Below are 19,038 nucleotides of genomic sequence, written 5' to 3'. Positions count from 1 at the left end.
GCGATGACGACTTCCGGCTTCCACCCCACGCACGTCGTCCCCCGCGACGGCCTGCCGGCCTGGGAAGCCCCGGACCCCGCCCGGCCCACCGTGCCGCTCGACGCGCTGTTGCCGGTCCGGCTCCTCGACCGGCGCGGCGACTGGGGCCACATCGTCTGCGCCAACGGCTGGTCGGCGTGGGTCGACGGCCGCCTGCTGATCGCCGTACCCGAGGAGCCACCCGCCGCGGCGCAACCGCTCGCCCGCACGGCGGACCCACGCCCACTGCTCACCCGCGTCGAGCAGGCGCTCGGCCGCTATCGCCAGGCGGTCGACGACCTGACAGAGGGACGCCTCGACGGGGAGACGTTTCGCGGGCGTACGCAGGGGCTGCGGGCGGGGATCGTGGTCGATGGGGAGTCCATGTGGCTGTACGAGGCCGAACACGAGCGGTGGGTGTACTGCGACGGCACACGGCTGAGCACGTACGCGACAACGGAGCCCCCGGCTGCGGACCGGCGGGACCCGCCGCCTGCCCCTGCCGCCCCGGAAGCACCTGCCTCCGGCGCACTGGAGCCGACGCGGGTGGTGGACACCGGTGGCGCGTCCGGGGCGGAGCCGACGCGGGTCGTGGAGGACACCGGCGGTGTCGCCGGACCGGAGCCCACGCGGGTCCTGGACGACACCGGCGGTGCCGCCGGACCGGAGCCCACGCGGGTCGTGGAAGACCCCGAGCCGCCGCACATCGCGGGAGATCGGGAGGCGACCCGAGCCGTCGCAGACACCCGCCACGTCCCCACCCGCATCGTGACAAGCGACGGTGACCCCTGATGTCGCACGAGACGAACCTCTACTCGGGCCGGCCCTCCGACCTGGTCGGCAAGCAGATCGCGGATTACCGGATCGAGTGTGAGATCGGTCGCGGTGGGATGGCCGTGGTGTACCGCGCCAAGGATCTGCGCCTCGACCGGACCGTCGCCCTCAAGCTGCTCGGCCCGCAGCTCGCCCGCAACGACACCTTCCGTAAACGCTTCACCCACGAGTCACGCGTGGCCGCCGCCATCGACCACCCCCACATCGTGCCGATCTTCGAGGCGGGCGAGACCGACGGCGTGCTGTACATCGCCATGCGGTACGTCTCCGGTCGCGACCTGCGTCATCTGCTCGACCGCGACGGCCCGTTGCCCGTCTCGGTGGCCGCGCGGATCGTCGGCCAGGTCGCGTCCGCGCTGGACGCCGCGCACGACCACGGACTGGTCCACCGGGACGTCAAGCCCGGCAACATCCTGGTCGCCCAGGGCACGGACAGCGACCACCCCGAGCACGTCTACCTCACCGACTTCGGCCTCACGAAGAAATCGCTGTCGCTGACCGGATTCACGACGGTCGGTCAGTTCGTCGGCACGCTCGACTATGTGGCGCCCGAGCAGATCGCCGGACGCCCCGTCGACGGACGTTGCGATGTCTACAGCCTCGCCTGCGTCATGCACGAAACCCTGTCCGGCGAACCGCCCTTCCAACGCGATGACGACATGGCACTGCTATGGGCGCACCAGTTCGACCAGCCGCCCCGCCTGACCGAGTCGCGCCCCGATATCGCCGCCCCGGTCGACGACGTAATGGCAAAGGCCCTCGCCAAAAGCCCGGACGACCGGTACGAATCCTGCCGCGCTTTCGTCGCCGCGCTGCGGGCGGCGGCGAGTGGAACCGCACAGACGGGCCACGCGCCAACTCGAGTGGATCTCCGGGCAGCCGGGTCCAAGGTAATGGAGAGTCCAGGGCCACCGCCCGAACCGCCACGCTGGGCCCTGCCGGTATTCCATCGATAAATGGGTTACGCGGTCGCTGTTCTTGGCGAGCAGAATAACGAGCGTGCCCATTTCTGGACCCGCCGTGCAAGCGCTCTCAAGGGGACCGTCAGAATTCCGTAATAGTTACCCGGGGGTACCCCTCGGCATAAGCTGTCAAGGTGTGCGAAATAGTGACTTAAGGGTGCGTTCCGGGCGGCCTGAAAAACCTCGTTGAAGGTTTGAGCGTCCGAGGGTCTCTTTCCGTATCCGGAGGAGTGACCAGGAATCCCGTAACCGTCACCGTGGCGTATCTCGTGGTGCCGGGCCGTGAGGCCGCCTTCCATCGCTGGGGGTGGGCAGCGCTGCGCGCGTGTGCGCGTGAGCCGGGCTTTCTCGGGGGTGGCGTGCTCGTCGACGGAGAGGCTGATTGGCATGTGGTCTACCGCTTTGACAGCGAGGATTCGGCCCGGACCTGGGAGAACTCGCCTACCCGGGCGCAGTGGGCGGCCCAGGCGGAGTCGCTCGCACGGGAGACCGGACGCCGCAGCGTGCAGGGCTCCAGAGCATGGTTCGAAGCCCAGGCCGCCACGCCGGCCACTCCGCGGCCGCCACCGAAATGGAAGCTGTGGCTGATCAATATGAGCGCGGTATTTCCGCCGGTGCTCTTATTCAATCTCCTCGTGCTGCCCTATATCGGCGACCTCAACCCATTGCTCCGAACTCTGCTGCTGTGTCTGTGTGTGACGGCCATCGTCACCTGGATTCTCATGCCACGGCTTCAGCGTTTCTTCAAGAAATGGCTGTACCCGCCGATTCAGACGATGCTCCGCGGACGGCACAAACGCCGGGCCGCATAGGCCCGGGAACGACAAAAGGAGGTGGGCGGGTGAAGACCCTGCTCATCGACAATTACGACTCGTACACGTACAACCTGTTCCAGCTGATCGCCGAGGTCAACGGCGAGGAGCCGGTGGTGATCCTCAATGACACCCCGGCCGACGAAATTCCGGATCTGCGCGAATTCGACAATGTAGTGGTGTCGCCGGGACCGGGACACCCCGCCGAATCGCGTGACTTCGGCATCGCCGCCAGGGTGCTCGCCGAGGCCGAGATCCCCGTACTGGGCGTCTGCCTGGGGCATCAGGGCATCGCGGTGGGGGAGCGGGGACTGGTCGAGGCCGCCCCCGAGCCCCGGCACGGCTACCTCTCCACGGTCCGGCACGACGGCCGGGACCTGTTCCAGGGGCTGCCGCAGCACTTCACCGTGGTCCGCTACCACTCGCTGTCCGTACGCGAGCCGCTGCCCGAGACCCTGGAGGCCACCGCCTGGGCCGAGGACGGCGTCCTGATGGGGCTGCGGCACCGCACCCGGCCCCTGTGGGGGGTGCAGTTCCACCCCGAGTCCGTACTCACCGACTACGGCCACCGCATGCTGGTCAACTTCCGCAACCTCACCGCGGAACGGGACCACAGGCCGCGTACGAAGAACACCGCGGTCACCCCGGCCGCGGCGGCGATCCCCCGCCCCCGGCAAGCCCCGCGTCCCGCCCACCGGCTGCACACCCGCCGCATCGCCACCGCCGTGGACGCCGAGGCCGCCTTCACCCGTATGTGCGCCGACGCCCCGCGGGCGTTCTGGCTGGACAGCTCCCGCGTCGAGGAGGGCCAGTCCCGCTTCTCGTTCTTCGGGGACGGCAGGGGCCCGCTCGCCGAGTTCGTCCGCTACGACGTCGACACCGGCCTCTGCGAGATCGAGCGGCCCGGACGGCCCCTGCGCAAGATCCGCTCCTCCGTCTTCGACTACCTGAAGCGGCAGCTGGCGACCCGTCATGTCGACGGCACAGGGCTGCCCTTCGACTTCACCGGCGGCTATGTCGGCTACTTCGGCTACGAGTTGAAGGCCGACTGCGGATCGGACAACCGCCACCGGGCCGAAACCCCCGACTCCTGCTGGCTGTTCGCCGACCGGCTGATCGCCGTCGACCACGAGGAGGGCTTCACCTACGCCGTCTGCCTGGCCGAGGACACCCCGCAGGCCACCCGCGAGGCCACCGACTGGCTCGACAGCGCGATGGCCCAGCTCAGCTTCGTGGCCACGGACAAGCCGCCGCTGCCCGTCACGTCCGAGCCGGACCTCGACGCCGCCGTACCGTGGCTGGTCCGCGACCGGGCCACCTACCTCGCGGACATCGAGGCCTGCCAGCGGGAACTCAGGGCAGGCACCAGCTACGAGATCTGCCTGACCAACGCCGCCCGGTTACCCGCGCCGCGAGACCCGTACGACTTCTACCGGGTGCTCCGACGCGTCAACCCGGCGCCCTACGGGGCCTTCCTGAGGTTCGGCGACCTCGACGTGGCCGGCTCGTCCCCCGAGCGCTTCCTGCGGATCACCCCGGACGGCATCGCCGAGGCCAAGCCCATCAAGGGCACCGCACCCCGCGGCGGCACCCCCGACGAGGACGCCCGGCTACGGGACGACCTGGCCGCGGACCCCAAGACCCGCGCCGAGAACCTGATGATCGTCGACCTGCTCCGCAACGACCTGGGCCGAGTCTGCGAAACCGGCACGGTACGGGTCTCCCGCCTCATGGCCACCGAGACGTACGCCACCGTCCACCAGCTCGTCTCCACCGTCGAGGGACGGCTGCGCGAGGGCACGGACGCGGTCGACTGCGTACGCGCCTGCTTCCCCGGCGGCTCCATGACCGGCGCGCCCAAGCTGCGCACCATGGAGATCATCGACTCCCTGGAGACCGAGGCCCGCGGCGTGTACTCCGGCGCCCTCGGCTACCTCGGGTGCGGCGGCGGCGCGGATCTGAGCATCGTCATCCGCACCGCCGTGTTCGCCGACGGCCTGATGCACCTGGGGGCCGGCGGCGCGATCGTCCTCGACTCCGATCCGGCCGCGGAGTACGACGAGATGCTGCTGAAGACCGCGGCACAGATGCGGGCCGTCCACCAGGAGCACACCGCTGTCCCCGCCGCTGCCGAGGAGCCCACTCGATGACGACCACGCACACAGACCGGCCGACCGCGCAGCCCACGACCAGTCTGACGACCCTGCACGCCACGCGGACCTTCGCCGACGCGGGCGCCCCCGGAAACCTGGCCGCCCACCTCGCCGCGCTCGCCGAACGGCGCGACTGGACCGCACGGACCGCCTTCCACCAGGGCCACCAGTCCTGGACCCATGGCGAGGTGCACGACCTCGCGGCCCGAGCGGCCACCGTGCTCACCGACCACGGCGTTGCTCCCGGTGACCGGGTACTGATCGCGCTGCCCGACTCCGTCGCCTGGGTGACGGCCTTCCTCGCCACCGCCCGCCTCGGAGCCGTCGCGGTGCTGGTCAACCCCGAACTCACCGCCACCGAGCACGAGTTCATGGCCGAGGACACCCAGGCCGCGCTGTGCGTGACCGGACCGGGCCTCGAGGACCGGTTCGCGGACCGCGCCCGCCTCGGCGCCGATCAGCTGGTCGCGCTCACCCGGACCGCGGAGCCGACCGCCGACGCCCACCCGGTCGACGCGCACACCCCGCTGTACATCCAGTACACCTCCGGAACCACCGGCAGCCCCAAGGGAGTTGTGCACTGCCACGGCGACCCGAAGACCTACCACGACCTGATCGGCCGGCGGCTGCTGAAGATCACCCCGGAGGACGTCACCCTGTCGGTGTCGAAGCTGTTCTTCGCCTACGGCTTCGGCAACACCTTCGCCTTCCCGCTGTTCTCCGGCTCCTCCGCCGTACTGGTGGACCGGCGCCCGACCCCCGCGGCCATCGACGAGATCGTCGTACGGCACCGGGTGACCCTGCTCTACTCCGTGCCGTCGGCGTACGCCGCCCTCGTGGCCGACCGGGCCGGGGGTCACACCGCCTGCTTCGCCTCGGTACGCGCCGCGGTGTCGGCCGGTGAGGGCATGCCCGCCGGGCTCGGGGAACAGATCACCGCACTGCTCGGCGCGCCCGTGCTGGAACAGATCGGCTCCACCGAGGCCGGGCACGCCTTCTGCGCCAACAGCTTCCAGCACAACCACCCGGGCACCGTCGGCCGCCCGGTACCCGGCTTCGAGGTGGAGGTGCGCGACAGCGCGGGACGCCCGGTGTCCGACGGCACATCCGGTGAACTGTGGGTGCGCGGACCGACGTTGACGTCCGGCTACCTGAACCGGCCCGAGGAGACCGAGCGCACCCTGGTCGGCGGCTGGCTGGCCACCAGGGACCGGGCGCGCCGCGAACCCGACGGCACCATCCGGCACCTGGGCCGCGCCGACGACATGGAGATGGTCGGGGGCATCACCGTCTCCCCGCTGGAGGTGGAGGCCGTACTGCGGACCCATCACGCGGTGAAGGAGGTCGCCGTCGCCGCCGTCACCGACCGGCGCGGCGCGAACCGGTTACGCGCCTTCGTCGTCCCCGTCACCCCGATACCGGCGGGCCTCGAAGCCGAACTCATCGCCCTGGCACGCGACCGTCTCGCCGCCTTCAAGGTCCCCAGGAGCGTCAGCTTCGTGCCGACGCTGCCCCGCACCCCCACCGGAAAACTCCGCCGCCACCTCGTCCGCCAGGGCGCGTGGTGACCATGAGCGCCGTCCCGCCGTTCCCGGCGGCCTCAGGTACCACAGCAGAAAGGATTGGGCGCATGCGACAGCAGCAGCCCCTGCTCCCCGACCGCGGCTTCTATCTGGGCCCGATGTTCCGGCAGGCGGCAGACCGCCACGGCGCGGCCTTCGTCACGCTGGACCGGCCGCTGGACGTCAACCCCGACCTCGGCGTCTACCTCAGCTACACAGTCCTCGCGGACCTCGTCGACGAACTCTCCGCCCGGCTGTGGGAGGCCGGGGTCAGGCCATCGGAGGAGGTGGTCATCCACAAGTCGGACAACGTCGACATCGTGCTGCTGACCTGCGCCGTCTCCCGGATCGGCGCCGTCCCCGCGCTGCTCGCGCCCGCGCTGGCAGGCCCAGTGGCCGGACAGCTCATCGAGCGCCTCCGCAAGCCCTGGCTGATCACCGACCGAGCCAAACTGGAAGGACCCCTCAAGGACGTCGAACTCCCCACGCTCGTACGGCAAACGCTCTCCGTGGACGACGCGCCCGGAGCCGTCCCCCTGGAGCAGTACGCCGGCAGCAAGCCGCCCGCGCCCGTACGCCTCCACCCCCGCGAACCCTCCCTCATCACACACAGCTCCGGCACCACCGGCGTGCCCAAGCTCGCCGTGCACTGCCCGAACACCATGTGGAACCGCCTCGTACCACAGAAGGCGATGGGCTGGCCCACCCGCGGCGAAATCGCGGCACTGCACATGTCGTTCGTACACTCGCGCTTCTACCATCTGCTCGGCGTGCTGCTGCACTTCGGCAGCCCACTGGTGCTGATCACCCACCCCGAACCCGCCTCGGTCGGCCCCCTCCTCACCCGCCACCGCCCCGGCATCGTCGAGACCCACCCCAACACCTTCGTGCTGTGGGAGGAGTTGGCCGACGCCCCCGGAGCGCCGCTGTCCCGGGTCCGCTCGTACGGCTCCACCTTCGACGCGATCCATCCGCGGACCGTGCGGCGGCTGCTGGACGCCTCGAAGCGCCGCTCGCCGTATCTGATCCAGCTGTACGGGCAGAGCGAGACGGGCCCGGTCGCCTTCCAGTGGTTCACCCGGCGCAGCGCCGCCCGCGCCGACGGCCGCCGGGTAGGGATCGGCATCCCCGGCTTCACGCGCGTACGCATCGCCGACGGCTCCGGCGGGCGGGCCAGGCCCGGAACACCCGGACCGATCGAGGCCCGCACCAGAGGCCGCATCCTCACCTATCTCGGCGCGCGGGAGCAGTACCTGCGCCAACTCGACGGTGACTGGTGGCAGATGGGCGACATGGGCTACCAGAGCCGGCTGGGCGCCCTGTATCTGATCGACCGTGAGATCGACCAGATCGACTCCGTGCACAGCAACCTGGAGGTCGAGGACACCCTGATGTCCCGCCTGGAAGAGTTGCGCGAGGTCGTCATCGTGCCGGGCGCCGACCGCGAACCCGTGCCGGTCGTGTGCGTCCGCGATGACGCGCCCCTGGACATGGAGCGATGGAAGGAGGCCACCGGTGACCTGCCCGCGATGGCTGAACCACGACAGTGGCGGTTCGAGGAGCTGCCGATGACCGCCACCTGGAAGGTGAAGCGGGTGGAGATCACCCGCATGCTGACCGAGGGCACCCGCACATGAGCCCCGTCATCGTGGTGGGCGCGGGACCCGTGGGCCTGTCGGCCGCCCTCGCCCTGCGCGCCCGCGACCTGCCGGTCACCCTCCTGGAAGCAGACCCCGAGGGCCGCGAACGGCCGGGCAGCCGCGCCCTGTTCGTCCACCGGGAGACCCTGCACCTGCTCGAATCGATGCGACCGGGGCTGGCCGACGAGATCACCGCGTACGGACGCACCTGGCAGACCAAGCGCACCCTGTACCGGGGCCGCGAGGTCTACTCCCGCACTTTCCCGCCCCCCTCCGGACCACCGCCCTTCACCAGCCTGCGTCAGGTGGACACCGAGCGCTTCCTGCTCGCCGCCTGCAAGGACGCCGGAGTGGAGTTCGTGTGGGGCGCCGAGGTGGTGGGCGTACGCACCGGCCCGGCCGGCGTCACCCTGACCGACGACGGCCGCACCTGGACCGGCAGTCACGTCATCGCCGCCGACGGCGCCCGCTCGGCGCTGCGGCGCGAACTGGGCATCGCCCTGGAGGGCAGCCACGCGAACGGCTTCCACGTCGTCGTGGACGTCGCCGACATTCCGGGCGCGGAACTCCCGCTGGAGCGGGTCTTCCACTACGAGCATCCCGGCGTCGGCGGACGCAGCGTGATGCGCGTGCCGTTCACCGGCGGCTTCCAGCTCGACCTCCAGTGCCGCGACGACGACCGTCAGGAGGCGTACGGCACGGAGGAGTCCGTACGCGGCTGGCTGCCGGCCGTGGTGGGGGAGGAGTACGCCGAGCGGATCCTGTGGGTGTCGACATACCGCTTCCTGCGCAAGGTCGCCGCCTCCTTCAGCGACCCGTACCACCGGGTGCTGCTCGTCGGCGAGGCGGCGCACCTCTTCCCGCCGTTCGGCGCGCGCGGCATGAACAGCGGAATCGCCGACGCGGCGGCCGCGGCGGAGGCCATTGCCACCGGAGTGCCGGAAGCGGTCGCCCACTTCGCCGCGGCCCGGCGCGCGGCGGCCCTGTTCAACAGCGCCGCCGCTGGCACCGCACTGGACCATCTGCGGCCCCGGCGGCGGATCGTACGGGTCAAACAGCGCACGGCAGCGGCACTCGCCCCCGTACTGCCGTGGTGCGGGGCCTGGCTGGAGCACGCTCCCTACGGGCCACGCAAGGGCCCACCGGCGAGCGCCGGCCGCAAGTACTAGGGCACGTAGACACGTAATGAGAGGAGTCTCTATGACGCAACCCGCAACTGCGGAGGGTCTGTTGGCGTGGAACCCGGGCGGTGGTCTCACCCGGGGTCTGGCCGCCGACACCCGACTGCTGGCCGCGGACTCGTGGCTGCTGCGCGACGGACTGGTGCGCGGCTTCGAGAGGCACCGCGCACGCTTCGAGCGCGCCTGCGCCGACTGCGGCGCCCCACCGCCCGGACAACTCACCGAGTTCTGGCGGGACATGACCGCGGCCCTGCCCCGTACGGGAACGTGGTTCCCTCGAGTCGAACTCGTCCGGGGATCCCTGCAGTTGAGGCTCCTGCTGCGGCATGCCCCGGCACTCGCCCCCGAAGTGCGGGTGTGGGCGGCGGGCCAGCCCGACCCGCGGACCGTGCCCCGCCGCAAGGGCCCCGACCTGGACGTCCTGGCCCGGGTCCGGCAGCGGGCGGCCGGGCAGGGCGCCGAGGAGGCCGTACTCATCGCCCCCTCGGGCCTCGTCCTGGAGGGATCGAGCTCAAGCCTCCTGTGGTGGGAGGACGACACCCTCTGCTCGCCCCCACCGCAGCTGCCCCTGCTCCCGGGAGTCACCCTCGGTCTCATCCAGGAACGGGCCGTGGCCACCGGCGTCCAGCTCGCTCAGCGCGAGCGGACCCTGGAGCAGCTGGAGGGCCGCGAGGTGTGGCTGGTGAACGCCCTGCACGGGATCCGTCCGGTGGTCGCGTGGGAGGGAAGACCGCTGGAGGCGGGCCCGGCGGTGCGGGCCGAGGAATGGAGGAAATGGCTGGACGACATCATGGAGCCGTTGCCGATCACCTGAACTCAACTGCGATAACTCAACGGCGAGAGGAGCGCCTCTGCGACCCGCGACGAAAAGGTCACATCCGAAACCGAAGGCGCCGGACGAATTCAATCGCCCGGCGCCTTCGACCCGTTTTCAATTTCAGACCGGATTCTGTTCCGGAGTCATTGTTTGAGACCTCAGTCTGCCTTCTTCTTGGGCTCATAAGCGCCCGGAGTCATACGTGTGGCGATGGCGATGCGGTTGTACGCGTTGATGACGGTGGCCGCCCAGATCAGTGCCGCGATCTGCTCCTCGTCGAAGACCTCGGCGGCCTCCGCGTACACCGAGTCCGGGACCCGTCCGTCGTGTACCAGGGTCACTGCCTCGGTCAACGCCAGGGCGGCGCGCTCCCGTTCGGTGAAGAACGGGGTCTCCCGCCAGGCACTCAGCGCGTAGACGCGCTGCTCGGTCTCGCCCTGAGCGCGGGCGTCCTTCGTGTGCATGTCGAGGCAGAACGCACAGCCGTTGATCTGGGACGCGCGAATTCTGAGCAGTTCGAGCAGCTCCGGCTCGATCTTGGCATCCCGCGCCGCGGAAACGGCGGCACCATGCAGGGCGCCCATCGCTCCGGAGACGTGGGGAGTAATTCTCTTGAGGGACACGCGGGTTATGGCATCGCTGTGGGACATGGGGTGACTCTAACCCCGTAATGACGGGCCCTGCAGCGGAATCAGGCGGAATTCTTCCGTCTCGTGGGCAAAGGCCGCCGGAAAGCGGCTGGTTCACCCTTGCGAGCCAGTAGATGGGCCTGCTGGAAGCCCCGTTCGTCGTCCTCGTCGGGCTCCCGCACCAGACGCGCCACCTCGACGAGCCCTCTCTCGCGCAGCAGGTCGGCGAGGGGGCCGGGCGACCATCGGTAGGCGAGCGCCACCTTGTGGTCGAACGCCTCCGCGAGCTGAGAGGGATCGTCGTGGGCCTGGAACGCGAGGAGCAGCTGGCCGCCCGGCGCCAGCACCCGGTGGAACTCGGCGAACACCTCCGGCAGCCGCTCGGGCGGAGTGTGAATGATCGAGTACCGGGCGAGGATCCCGCCGAGTGCGCTGTCGTCGAGGGGCAGCGCGGTCATCGAGCCCTGATCGAACCGCAGCTCCGGATGCGCCTTACGGGCGATGGCGATCATCTCCGCCGACAGGTCGACGCCGAACGCGGTCAGCCCCAGCGAGTGCAGCAGCGCGGTCACATGACCGGGCCCACAGCCGAGGTCCGCGACCGGCCCGGCGCCGTCCGCCCGTACGAACTCGGCGAACGCGGCGAGCATCGCCCGGTCCAGGGGCCAGTCCTCGAGCCCGTCGGCGAACAGTTCGGCGTAACGGGCGGCTACGGAGTCGTACCCCGTACGGGTGGTGTGCAGGAAGTCCGGCTCGATCATGGAGACGTACCGTAGTACGCCTCATCGGCCTCACAGTCGGGTACTGGCCACTTCGCCCCGCCGGTGCACACGCCAGGCGAGCAGCCCTCCCAGGAAGCCGGCCACCAGCCCCCAGAGCGCGGCGAATCCCAGAGCGGTCCACAGCCGTGGCCGCAGCAGGAGGTCACCGGACAGCCCGCCGCCGAGGTCACCGATGCCGAGGAGCGACAGGCCGTAGTGCGCGGAGATCTTGCCGATGAGGCAGACGGCGAGCACCGTGAGTGCGAGCGCGACCGCCATGCGCAGGGCGTGCTGCCAAAGCCGCGTCCGGGCCGGTGAGCGGGCGGCCATCAGGAACGCGGCGGCCAGCAGCAGCACGGCATTCACGACGACCAGCCACCACACCCTGCCGTCGTGCTCGGAGAGCGTCCGCAGATCGAGTCTCGAGATGTCCGGCGTACGCATCACAAGATCCAGCAGCCGTGGCATGGGCAGCCCGAACGGCCCGTCGACGCGGCCCTCCCACGAGGCGCCCAAGCCGATGGTGAAGGCGAGCCAGACGAGATTGGGCAGCCCGAGGAGAATCAAGGCGAACGTCTCGACGGCATACCCGCGCGTCGCCGCCACGACCAGGGCGATGAGGAGGCCGAGGACGACGTACGCGAGGAGCAGCACGACCATCGCGAACGCGGCCGGCCGTACCGACTCCTGGAAGCGCAGCAGCCGGGCCGGAAGCGGGGCCTTCCGCGACACCAGCAGCGCGAGGACCAGTACACCCGCGAGCCACAGCAGCCCGAAGAACAGCGTCACCGGTACGTCGGCCTCGAAGCCCACCCGGGGCGATGCCTCCTCCCCGAACAGGTCGCCGATGTCGCCGAGGCCGTCCTCTCCGAGCGAGATGTCGAAGGTCTGGCGGGCCGGCAGCGAGAGGGCGATCAGGGCGAGGAGCCAGACGACGGCGATACGGGCGGCCCAGCCCGCCAGTTCCGGAGCCCCGGCGACGGCTCGGTGGCGCAGCGGCCGGAGGAATCCGGCGGCGATGACCAGGACTCCGGCGAGGGCCACCGACAGGGGGAGCACCGTCAGGTTCGCCTGGGTCTCGGCGAGGGCTCCGGCGTTGCCCGCGAACTCGACCGAACCGCCGACCGCCGCCACCACGGCGGCCAGGACGACCCGCGGAAACGCGCCCTCCGGCAGCTCCGTCGCTCCGGCCGCCCACAGCCCGAGCGCGGCGACCACGACCATGACGACCACTCCGGCGAGAACCGTCACGACGGCCTCGACCCACCCGTGGCGGGCCACTGCCTGGTCAGGAGATGTCCGGGTGCTCACGTTGCCACGCTAGGCAGGGCTGCGGCGGCGCGCCTGCCGAGAGGGCCGACCGCGTCGGCTTGCGGACGATACTGGACTGGAGCACACAATAGGTTCATTGCAGATTAATCGGCATTAAAGGTCTGAAATGCCGTAAATCTCATCCTCGGGAAGAAGAGCTCGTGAGCGTCGAACCGCCGTCCTCCGGCCGCCCCACCGGACCGCCCTCGGGCCCGCTGGGTCCGTCCGAGCCTCCTCCCCCGCGTGCCCCGCTGGGCCCGTCGGGCGGCGGCTCGGAGGCTGGGGGGCCGGGAGGCGGCGGCCCTTCCGGACCCAGCGGCCCGCTGGGTCCGGCCGAGCCCGGCCCCGGTAACGGACCCGCCCGGCCGTGGTGGATGTCTGCGCCCCGCGTCGCGGTCATCGCACTCGTGGCCGTCGCCGCCGTGGTTCTGGCCGTCGTCTTCACCCGCCCCGACGGCGGCACCTCGGGCTCCGGCGGCGAGGTCTTCCTCCAGGCGGCGGGCAAGTCGGGCCCCGACCCCTTCACCGGGTCGACGGCAGAGGACAGCTCGACCGTCCCCGAGACACTTTCGCCCACGACCACCTCGGACTCCGCCAACGTGACGCGCGGCGTGGACGGTTCGGCACCCGGCCTCTACGGCGGTACGCGGAACAAGGCAGCCTGTGACGTAGAGAAGCAGATCACCTACCTCCAAGAGGCCCCGGCCAAGAACGAGGCCTTCGCCTCCGTCCTGGGCCTCGAGCCCTCCGGCGTCCCCGGGTATCTGCGCTCGCTCACCCCCGTACAGCTGCGGATGGACACCCGCGTCACCAACCACGGCTACCGCGACGGCACCGCCAACAGCTACCAGGCCGTCCTGCAGTCCGGCACCGCCGTCCTCATCGACGACCGCGGCGTGCCCCGGGTACGCTGCGCCTGCGGCAACCCGCTGACACCGCCGGTCGCGCAGCAGGGCACGCCCAAGAGGACGGGCGACTCCTGGCCTTCGTACCGGCCGTCGAACGTCGTGGTCGTCTCGCCCGCACCCCGGGTCATCAACACCTTCGTCCTCTACGACCCCGACAACGGCGAGTGGATCGAGCGGTACAAGGGCGACACCGGCACCAAGGACAAGAAGACAAAGCCACCCGAGAAGCGCCCGTCCCCGTCCTGCCCGCCCGGCACGAGCCCCTGCCCGTCGACCTCACCGGCTACACCGACCAAGCCGCCCACGGAAACGACGTCTCCGGACGAGACGTATCCGGACGACGAGACGTCCCCGGACGAGACGTCCCCGGAACCCGAGCCAACGACGTCCGAACCCCCTCCGGACGAGCCCGCCGACTCGCCCCCTGGCCAAGAGTCCCCCGACACGATGAGCGCCCCGGCCTCTGGTTCCGAGCCCGCCGACTCGCCCCCCGACCAAGAGTCCCCCGACACGATGAGCGCCCCGGCCTCTGGTTCCGAGCCGGTCCCGAACTACTAAAGGGGCCTTAAAAGCCCGCACCCCCACGCGCCTGCACTTGCCCACCGGCGGGAGGGGCCGTGGGCCGGTGCGTCCTATGCCCGTCGCGTAGGTTCTGTCTCAGGAAACCCGCACCGTGTACCAGCAAAGGGCCGTATGCCCGGCCTGCGACGGGCTGACGCACCGGCCCACGGCCCCGACCCACCCACGCACCCCAGGGGCGCGGGGAACGGCGCGACCAGCCACCACGCACCCGCACCCGACAACGAACCCAACCGCCGGAGGCACCCCGCGGGGAACGGCGCGACCAGCCACGACGGGCCCGCAGTCGCCAACGAACCGAACCCACCACCCCCGTAGGCGCCCCGCCCAACCGCCAGAAGCACCCGCCACCGATGAGTTTTCGGACGAGCATCAGTCGACACAGGTGACAGCGTTCATCCACCAGGAGGTAGCTCATGACCACCGACGGATTCACCACATGTCTCTGGTTCGACGGCCAGGCGGAAGAGGCCGCGGACTTCTACGTCTCGGTCTTCAAGAACTCCAAGCTCGGCCGAGTCCTCCGCTACACGAAGGCCGGGCCCGGCCCCGCCGGCACCGTCGTAACCGTCGAGTTCGTGGCTAACGGGCAGAAGTTCGTCGCCCTGAACGGCGGCCCGGAGTTCAAGTTCAACGAGGCCATCTCCTTCGAGATCCGCTGCGACGACCAGGACGAGGTGGACTTCTACTGGAACAAGCTCACCGAGGGCGGCGGCCAGGAGGGCCCCTGCGGCTGGCTGAAGGACAGGTTCGGCGTCTCCTGGCAGGTCGTCCCGTCCAGGTTCCTCGAGCTCATCGGCGACCCCGACGAGGAGAGGGCGGCCAGGGCGATGGCGGCGATGATGAAGATGTCGAAGCTGGACATCGCCACCCTGGAGAAGGCCGTCGCGGGCGAGTGAGCCGGAGCGGCACAGCGGCCGGCCCGCCTCACACCACCGTCGGGCGAGCCGACCGCTGTGCGCCGGCGCCACGACAACTCACCACTCGTAGGCGGACTTCGAGGCCTCGTACTGTCCCTGGCGGCGTCCCGTGGAGCCGGGCGGCTCCTCGAAACCGTCGAACCCCTCGAAGAGCGAGCCGGGCCGGGGCGCGGACGGTTCGGCGTCGCTCTCAGCCGTGACACGCCGACGCCGAGAGACGGGCCGGCCCGCCTCACCGTCCCCTGAGACCAGGAGCGGGTCGAACATCACGATCGATCCGGCCAGCACCAGGAAGATGATCGGCCCCATGAGCATGGGAAGCAGGAGCGACATGGGCGAGTCGCCGGTCTGCGGGTCGCCGGTCGTGTCGTGGAGATGCACGCTGACCGCGGCCATGCCCGTGTAGTGCATGCCGCTCACGGCCACACCCATGACCAGGCTGGCGCCCAGGCTCGTCAGAAAACCCCGGATCGAGACGGCCGCCCACAGCGCGGCGGTCGCGGCGACGACTGCGATCACGATGGAGAGCGCGACGGTGCCCAGGGCGTAGTGGATGCTCCCGTCCATCTGGATGGCCGCCATGCCTAAGTAGTGCATGGCGGCGACGCCGAGACCGGTGACGATCCCCGCGATGGACAGCGTGCCGCCGGAGGCGCCGCCGTATCCCACGATGAAGACGCCGATGCCGACCACGACGATCGCCACGACGAGACTGAGCACGGTCAGGCCGACGTCGTAGCGCAGGCGCGTCTCCTCGACCTGGAAACCGATCATCGCGATGAAGTGCATCGTCCAGATGCCGCATCCGATCGCCGCCGCGCCGAGCGCCAGCCAACCGGGCTTCCACGACTGCTTGTTGTTGAACAGGGTCCGGACGATGCAGCGCAGTCCCAGAGCCCCGCCCAGGCAGGCCATGAGATAGGCGGCCACCGGAGTGACCGCGCCGTAGCTGAATCCGTCCACTGTGCCTGGCATAGGCCAATTCCCCCCGAGGCATGGCTAGTTGAAAAGTGAAGGTTCGCGTCCGAAGGGTCGGCGTAGCAAGCCCTTACCGTCGGTACTCGGCCATGTCGGCGCGGCCTGACGCAAATGCTGCCCTCAGTTGGCGCAAACCGACCGGTTCGAATGCAGGCCCGCCCCGAGCGTACCCGTCGCCGGAGCCCGTAACGCCTGGGTTTCCCAAGGTTAAGTTCCGCGCTCCACGGGTTGGCGGGGGTCTCTGCCCACGTTATCGTTCACGCTGTTCACTCAATCGTTCCACCGAACGAATAGCGAGAGGGGTGGTCGGCACACATGTCCGACACCCATCACCCGGGACGGCGGTCGGTCCTCGCCGCGGGAGCCGCTAGCGCCGCGTCGCTCGGCGCGTCCTGGCTGCTCAGCGGCTGCACCGGCGCCTCGGCCGCGCCCGCCCTGCCCACGGACGAGAAACAGGGCGCCCCGGATCGCGGCGGCACCCTCCGGATCGCCCGGCCGCCCGCCTCGGACGCCGAGACCCTCGACCCGGCGAGCGCCCTGTCCGCGTACGAATACCTCGGCGCCCTCTACAACCGGCTGGTCCGCATCGGCGCGGACGGCACCGTCGCCCCCGACCTCGCCGAGTCCTGGGAGCCGGATGCCAGGGCCCGCACCTGGACCTTCCGCCTCCGCAAGGGCGTCACCTTCCACGACGGGCGCAGGCTCACCTCCGCCGACGCCGCGTACACCCTGCGGCACATCCTCGACGAGAAGACGGCGTCCCCGCAGGCGGCCGTCCTGGCCCCGCTCGTCGACCTCGACAGGCTGCGAACTCCCGACGCTCACACGCTGGTTGTGCCGCTCAAGACCCCGAACGCGGAGTTCCCGAGCCTCCTCACGCACTACAACTGCTATGTCATCCCCGACGGCAGCGCCCGCGGCATCGGCCGCACGGGTATCGGCACCGGCCCCTTCAAGCTGGAGTCGTTCACTCCCGCGGGACCCGGCCGGATCACGGCGTACGAGGACCACTGGGCGGGCCGCCCGGTCCTGGACGCCATCTCCTTCTACTCCGTCGCAGACATGTCGGCCCGATCAAATGCCTTGCTGGCCGGGCAGGTTGATCTCCTCTCCCAGACCAACCTCGACTTCGCCACCGCCCGGGTCATCGCGGCCTCCGACCGCGCGACGATCGCCCGGGTCGAGAACGGCCAGTGGTACGTGCTGCCGATGCTCACCACGGAGAAACCCTTCACCGACGTACGCGTCCGGCAGGCCATGAAGCTCGCCTACGACCCCGAGCACGTGGTGAAGGTCGCCCTGCAGGGCGCGGGCACGGCCGGCTGGGACAACCCGGTGCCGCCGAGCGACCCGGCCCACATCACCACGCACCCCGAGCGCGACCCGGAGCAGGCCCGGTACCTGCTGAAGCAAGCCGGACATGAAGGCCTGACGGTCGACCTCTACACGTCCGCCTACGACCCGGTCTTCACGCCGATGGCCCTCGCCTACCAGGACTCGGCCAGGCGAGCCGGCATCCGGATCCGGGTCAGGACGGCCGCGGCGGACTCGTACTACACGCAGATCTGGATGAAGAAGCCGCTCATGGCGACGTACTGGTTCACCGGCCGACCCGTCGACCAGCTCCTCACCCAGGTCTTCCGCAGCGGCTCCTCCTACAACGAGACCGCCTGGTCCGACAAGGACTTCGACGCGCTGCTCGACCGGGCCCGCAGCGAGACGGACGACGAGCGGCGGCGCGAACTGTACGGCGAGGCGCAGACCTTCGTGATCGAGAAGGGCGGGGCGATCACCCCGATGTTCGCCGACCGGCTCGTGGGCCTCTCGCGGAAGGTGCGCGGATACGCCGAGTACGGCTTCGAGTTCGACTATCTCGGCATCGGCCTGAAGGGAGCCTGAGCATGCTCTCGTTCATCGCCCGCCGCGTACTCGCCGCCGTCGGCACGCTCTTCCTCTCCTCGGTCCTGGTCTTCCTCGCCGTCCAGGCCCTGCCCGGTGATGTCGCCACCCAGGTCCTCGGCAGGGACGCCACGCCGGACGCGGTCGCCGCGCTGCGCGAACAGCTGAAGCTGGACCGGCCCGCCTGGGAGCGATACGCCGACTGGACGGCCGGCGCCCTGCACGGCGACTTCGGTGTCTCGCTCGTCTCCGGCAAGGCGGTCGGCGGCGAAGTGGGCATGTATCTCGGCAACTCCGCGCTGATCGCTCTGATCACGGTCCTGTTCGCCGTCACCGGCTCGCTGCTGCTCGGCATCCTCGCCGGCCTGTACCGCGACCGCTGGCCGGACCATCTGATCTCCACGGTCAGCCTGGTCGGGATGAGCGTCCCCGAGTTCGTCGTCGCGACCGTGCTGGTGCTGTGCTTCTCCGTCGCGCTGCCGGTGTTCCCGGCCGTCGTGCTGTACGGACCCGAGGCGAGCGTCGGTCAACTCCTGCCCGCCGTATGGCTCCCCGCTCTCGCCCTCGCGATCGTCATGGCCGCGTACATCGTCCGGATGGCCCGCACGTCCGTCATCGACGTGATGGCGAGCGAGTACGTCACCACGGCCCGGCTCAAGGGACTGTCGACGTGGCGAGTCGTCACCCGGCACGCGCTCCCCGGCGCCCTGCTGCCCACCCTGCACGTCATCGCCCTGAACGTCGCCTGGCTCGCGGGCGGCGTCGCGGTCGTCGAGAACGTCTTCAACTACCCCGGTATCGGCAAACTGATGCTGTCCTCCGTGCAGAACCGGGACCTGCCCGTCATCCAGGCCATCGCCCTGATCAGCGCGATCGTGTACGTCGCCTGCAACCTCGCCGCCGACCTCGGCGCCATGGCCCTCAACCCCAGGCTCCGTACGCGCGGGAGGACTTGATGACCACCCTGGAAACCCCTGCGCCCGCGCCCGCCGCTCCTCTCGCCAAGCCCTCCACCGCGGCCCGCGCCTGGCGCACGCTCCGGTCCTCGCGGGCGGCCACGATCGGCCTCGCGAT

At 70.3% G+C, this 19,038-nt stretch carries 16 protein-coding genes; 12 read left to right on the top strand and 4 right to left on the bottom strand.

The features are described 5' to 3' along the window. Positions 1-3 precede the first annotated feature (3 nt). From ACYVO6_RS18315 to ACYVO6_RS18280, 8 genes are all read left to right on the top strand, one after another. A complete protein-coding gene (locus ACYVO6_RS18315; protein WP_461062460.1) occupies positions 4-810 on the top strand; it encodes a hypothetical protein in 807 nt (268 codons plus the stop codon). Next, positions 810-1,808, top strand: coding sequence for a serine/threonine-protein kinase (locus ACYVO6_RS18310; RefSeq protein ID WP_461062459.1), 999 nt, complete (start codon positions 810-812; stop codon positions 1,806-1,808). The genes ACYVO6_RS18315 and ACYVO6_RS18310 overlap by 1 nt, the downstream gene beginning before the upstream one ends. Positions 1,809-2,044: 236 nt before the next feature. Next, complete coding sequence (locus ACYVO6_RS18305; RefSeq protein WP_461062458.1) at positions 2,045-2,626, top strand: antibiotic biosynthesis monooxygenase; 582 nt, start codon at positions 2,045-2,047, stop codon at positions 2,624-2,626. A 29-nt stretch (positions 2,627-2,655) separates the two neighbouring features. Then, on the top strand, positions 2,656-4,776 hold the full coding sequence (gene pabB / locus ACYVO6_RS18300; RefSeq protein ID WP_461062457.1) for an aminodeoxychorismate synthase component I: 2,121 nt from the start codon (positions 2,656-2,658) through the stop codon (positions 4,774-4,776). Continuing rightward, complete coding sequence (locus ACYVO6_RS18295) at positions 4,773-6,347, top strand: AMP-binding protein (RefSeq protein WP_461062456.1); 1,575 nt, start codon at positions 4,773-4,775, stop codon at positions 6,345-6,347. The genes pabB and ACYVO6_RS18295 overlap by 4 nt, the downstream gene beginning before the upstream one ends. A gap of 62 nt (positions 6,348-6,409) precedes the next feature. Next, the gene (locus tag ACYVO6_RS18290; protein WP_461062455.1) at positions 6,410-7,978 is read left to right on the top strand and encodes a class I adenylate-forming enzyme family protein; all 1,569 of its coding nucleotides are present in this window, start codon (positions 6,410-6,412) and stop codon (positions 7,976-7,978) included. Further along, the gene (locus ACYVO6_RS18285) at positions 7,975-9,150 is read left to right on the top strand and encodes an FAD-dependent monooxygenase (protein WP_461062454.1); all 1,176 of its coding nucleotides are present in this window, start codon (positions 7,975-7,977) and stop codon (positions 9,148-9,150) included. Before ACYVO6_RS18290 ends, ACYVO6_RS18285 begins: the two co-directional genes overlap by 4 nt. A 31-nt stretch (positions 9,151-9,181) precedes the next feature. Beyond that, a complete protein-coding gene (locus ACYVO6_RS18280; protein ID WP_461062453.1) occupies positions 9,182-9,976 on the top strand; it encodes an aminotransferase class IV in 795 nt (264 codons plus the stop codon). A 161-nt stretch (positions 9,977-10,137) separates the two neighbouring features. Here the strand turns inward: ACYVO6_RS18280 and ACYVO6_RS18275 are convergent, their stop codons facing one another. From ACYVO6_RS18275 to ACYVO6_RS18265, 3 genes are read right to left on the bottom strand one after another with little or no spacing between them, the layout of a single operon-like run. Beyond that, complete coding sequence (locus tag ACYVO6_RS18275) at positions 10,138-10,629, bottom strand: carboxymuconolactone decarboxylase family protein (RefSeq protein ID WP_461062452.1); 492 nt, start codon at positions 10,627-10,629, stop codon at positions 10,138-10,140. 41 nt (positions 10,630-10,670) lie between these two features. Beyond that, on the bottom strand, positions 10,671-11,369 hold the full coding sequence (locus ACYVO6_RS18270) for a class I SAM-dependent methyltransferase (RefSeq protein WP_461062451.1): 699 nt from the start codon (positions 11,367-11,369) through the stop codon (positions 10,671-10,673). A 30-nt stretch (positions 11,370-11,399) separates the two neighbouring features. Continuing rightward, positions 11,400-12,680 carry a streptophobe family protein gene (locus ACYVO6_RS18265; RefSeq protein ID WP_461062450.1) on the bottom strand — a complete coding sequence of 427 codons (1,281 nt, stop codon included), beginning with the start codon at positions 12,678-12,680 and terminating at the stop codon, positions 11,400-11,402. Positions 12,681-12,841: 161 nt separating this feature from the next. Between ACYVO6_RS18265 and ACYVO6_RS18260 the strand changes: the two genes are divergently transcribed. Together ACYVO6_RS18260 and ACYVO6_RS18255 are read left to right on the top strand one after the other, a co-directional pair. Continuing rightward, positions 12,842-14,146, top strand: a complete 1,305-nt coding sequence (locus tag ACYVO6_RS18260; RefSeq protein WP_461062449.1) for a DUF6777 domain-containing protein — start codon at positions 12,842-12,844, stop codon at positions 14,144-14,146. A gap of 437 nt (positions 14,147-14,583) precedes the next feature. Further along, positions 14,584-15,066: a VOC family protein gene (locus ACYVO6_RS18255; RefSeq protein ID WP_461062448.1), complete on the top strand. Its 483-nt coding sequence runs from the start codon at positions 14,584-14,586 to the stop codon at positions 15,064-15,066. 78 nt (positions 15,067-15,144) lie between these two features. On the opposite strand, the gene ACYVO6_RS18250 is transcribed toward ACYVO6_RS18255, so the two are convergent. Further along, positions 15,145-16,062: an MHYT domain-containing protein gene (locus ACYVO6_RS18250; RefSeq protein WP_461062447.1), complete on the bottom strand. Its 918-nt coding sequence runs from the start codon at positions 16,060-16,062 to the stop codon at positions 15,145-15,147. Positions 16,063-16,380: 318 nt separating this feature from the next. Between ACYVO6_RS18250 and ACYVO6_RS18245 the strand changes: the two genes are divergently transcribed. Further along, a complete protein-coding gene (locus tag ACYVO6_RS18245; protein ID WP_461062446.1) occupies positions 16,381-17,964 on the top strand; it encodes an ABC transporter substrate-binding protein in 1,584 nt (527 codons plus the stop codon). A 2-nt stretch (positions 17,965-17,966) separates the two neighbouring features. Further along, on the top strand, positions 17,967-18,920 hold the full coding sequence (locus ACYVO6_RS18240) for an ABC transporter permease (RefSeq protein WP_461062445.1): 954 nt from the start codon (positions 17,967-17,969) through the stop codon (positions 18,918-18,920). Positions 18,921-19,038: the final 118 nt, after the last annotated feature.

The organism is Streptomyces pseudoechinosporeus (assembly GCF_054783935.1).
This window is presented reverse-complemented; position numbering and strand designations above follow the sequence as displayed.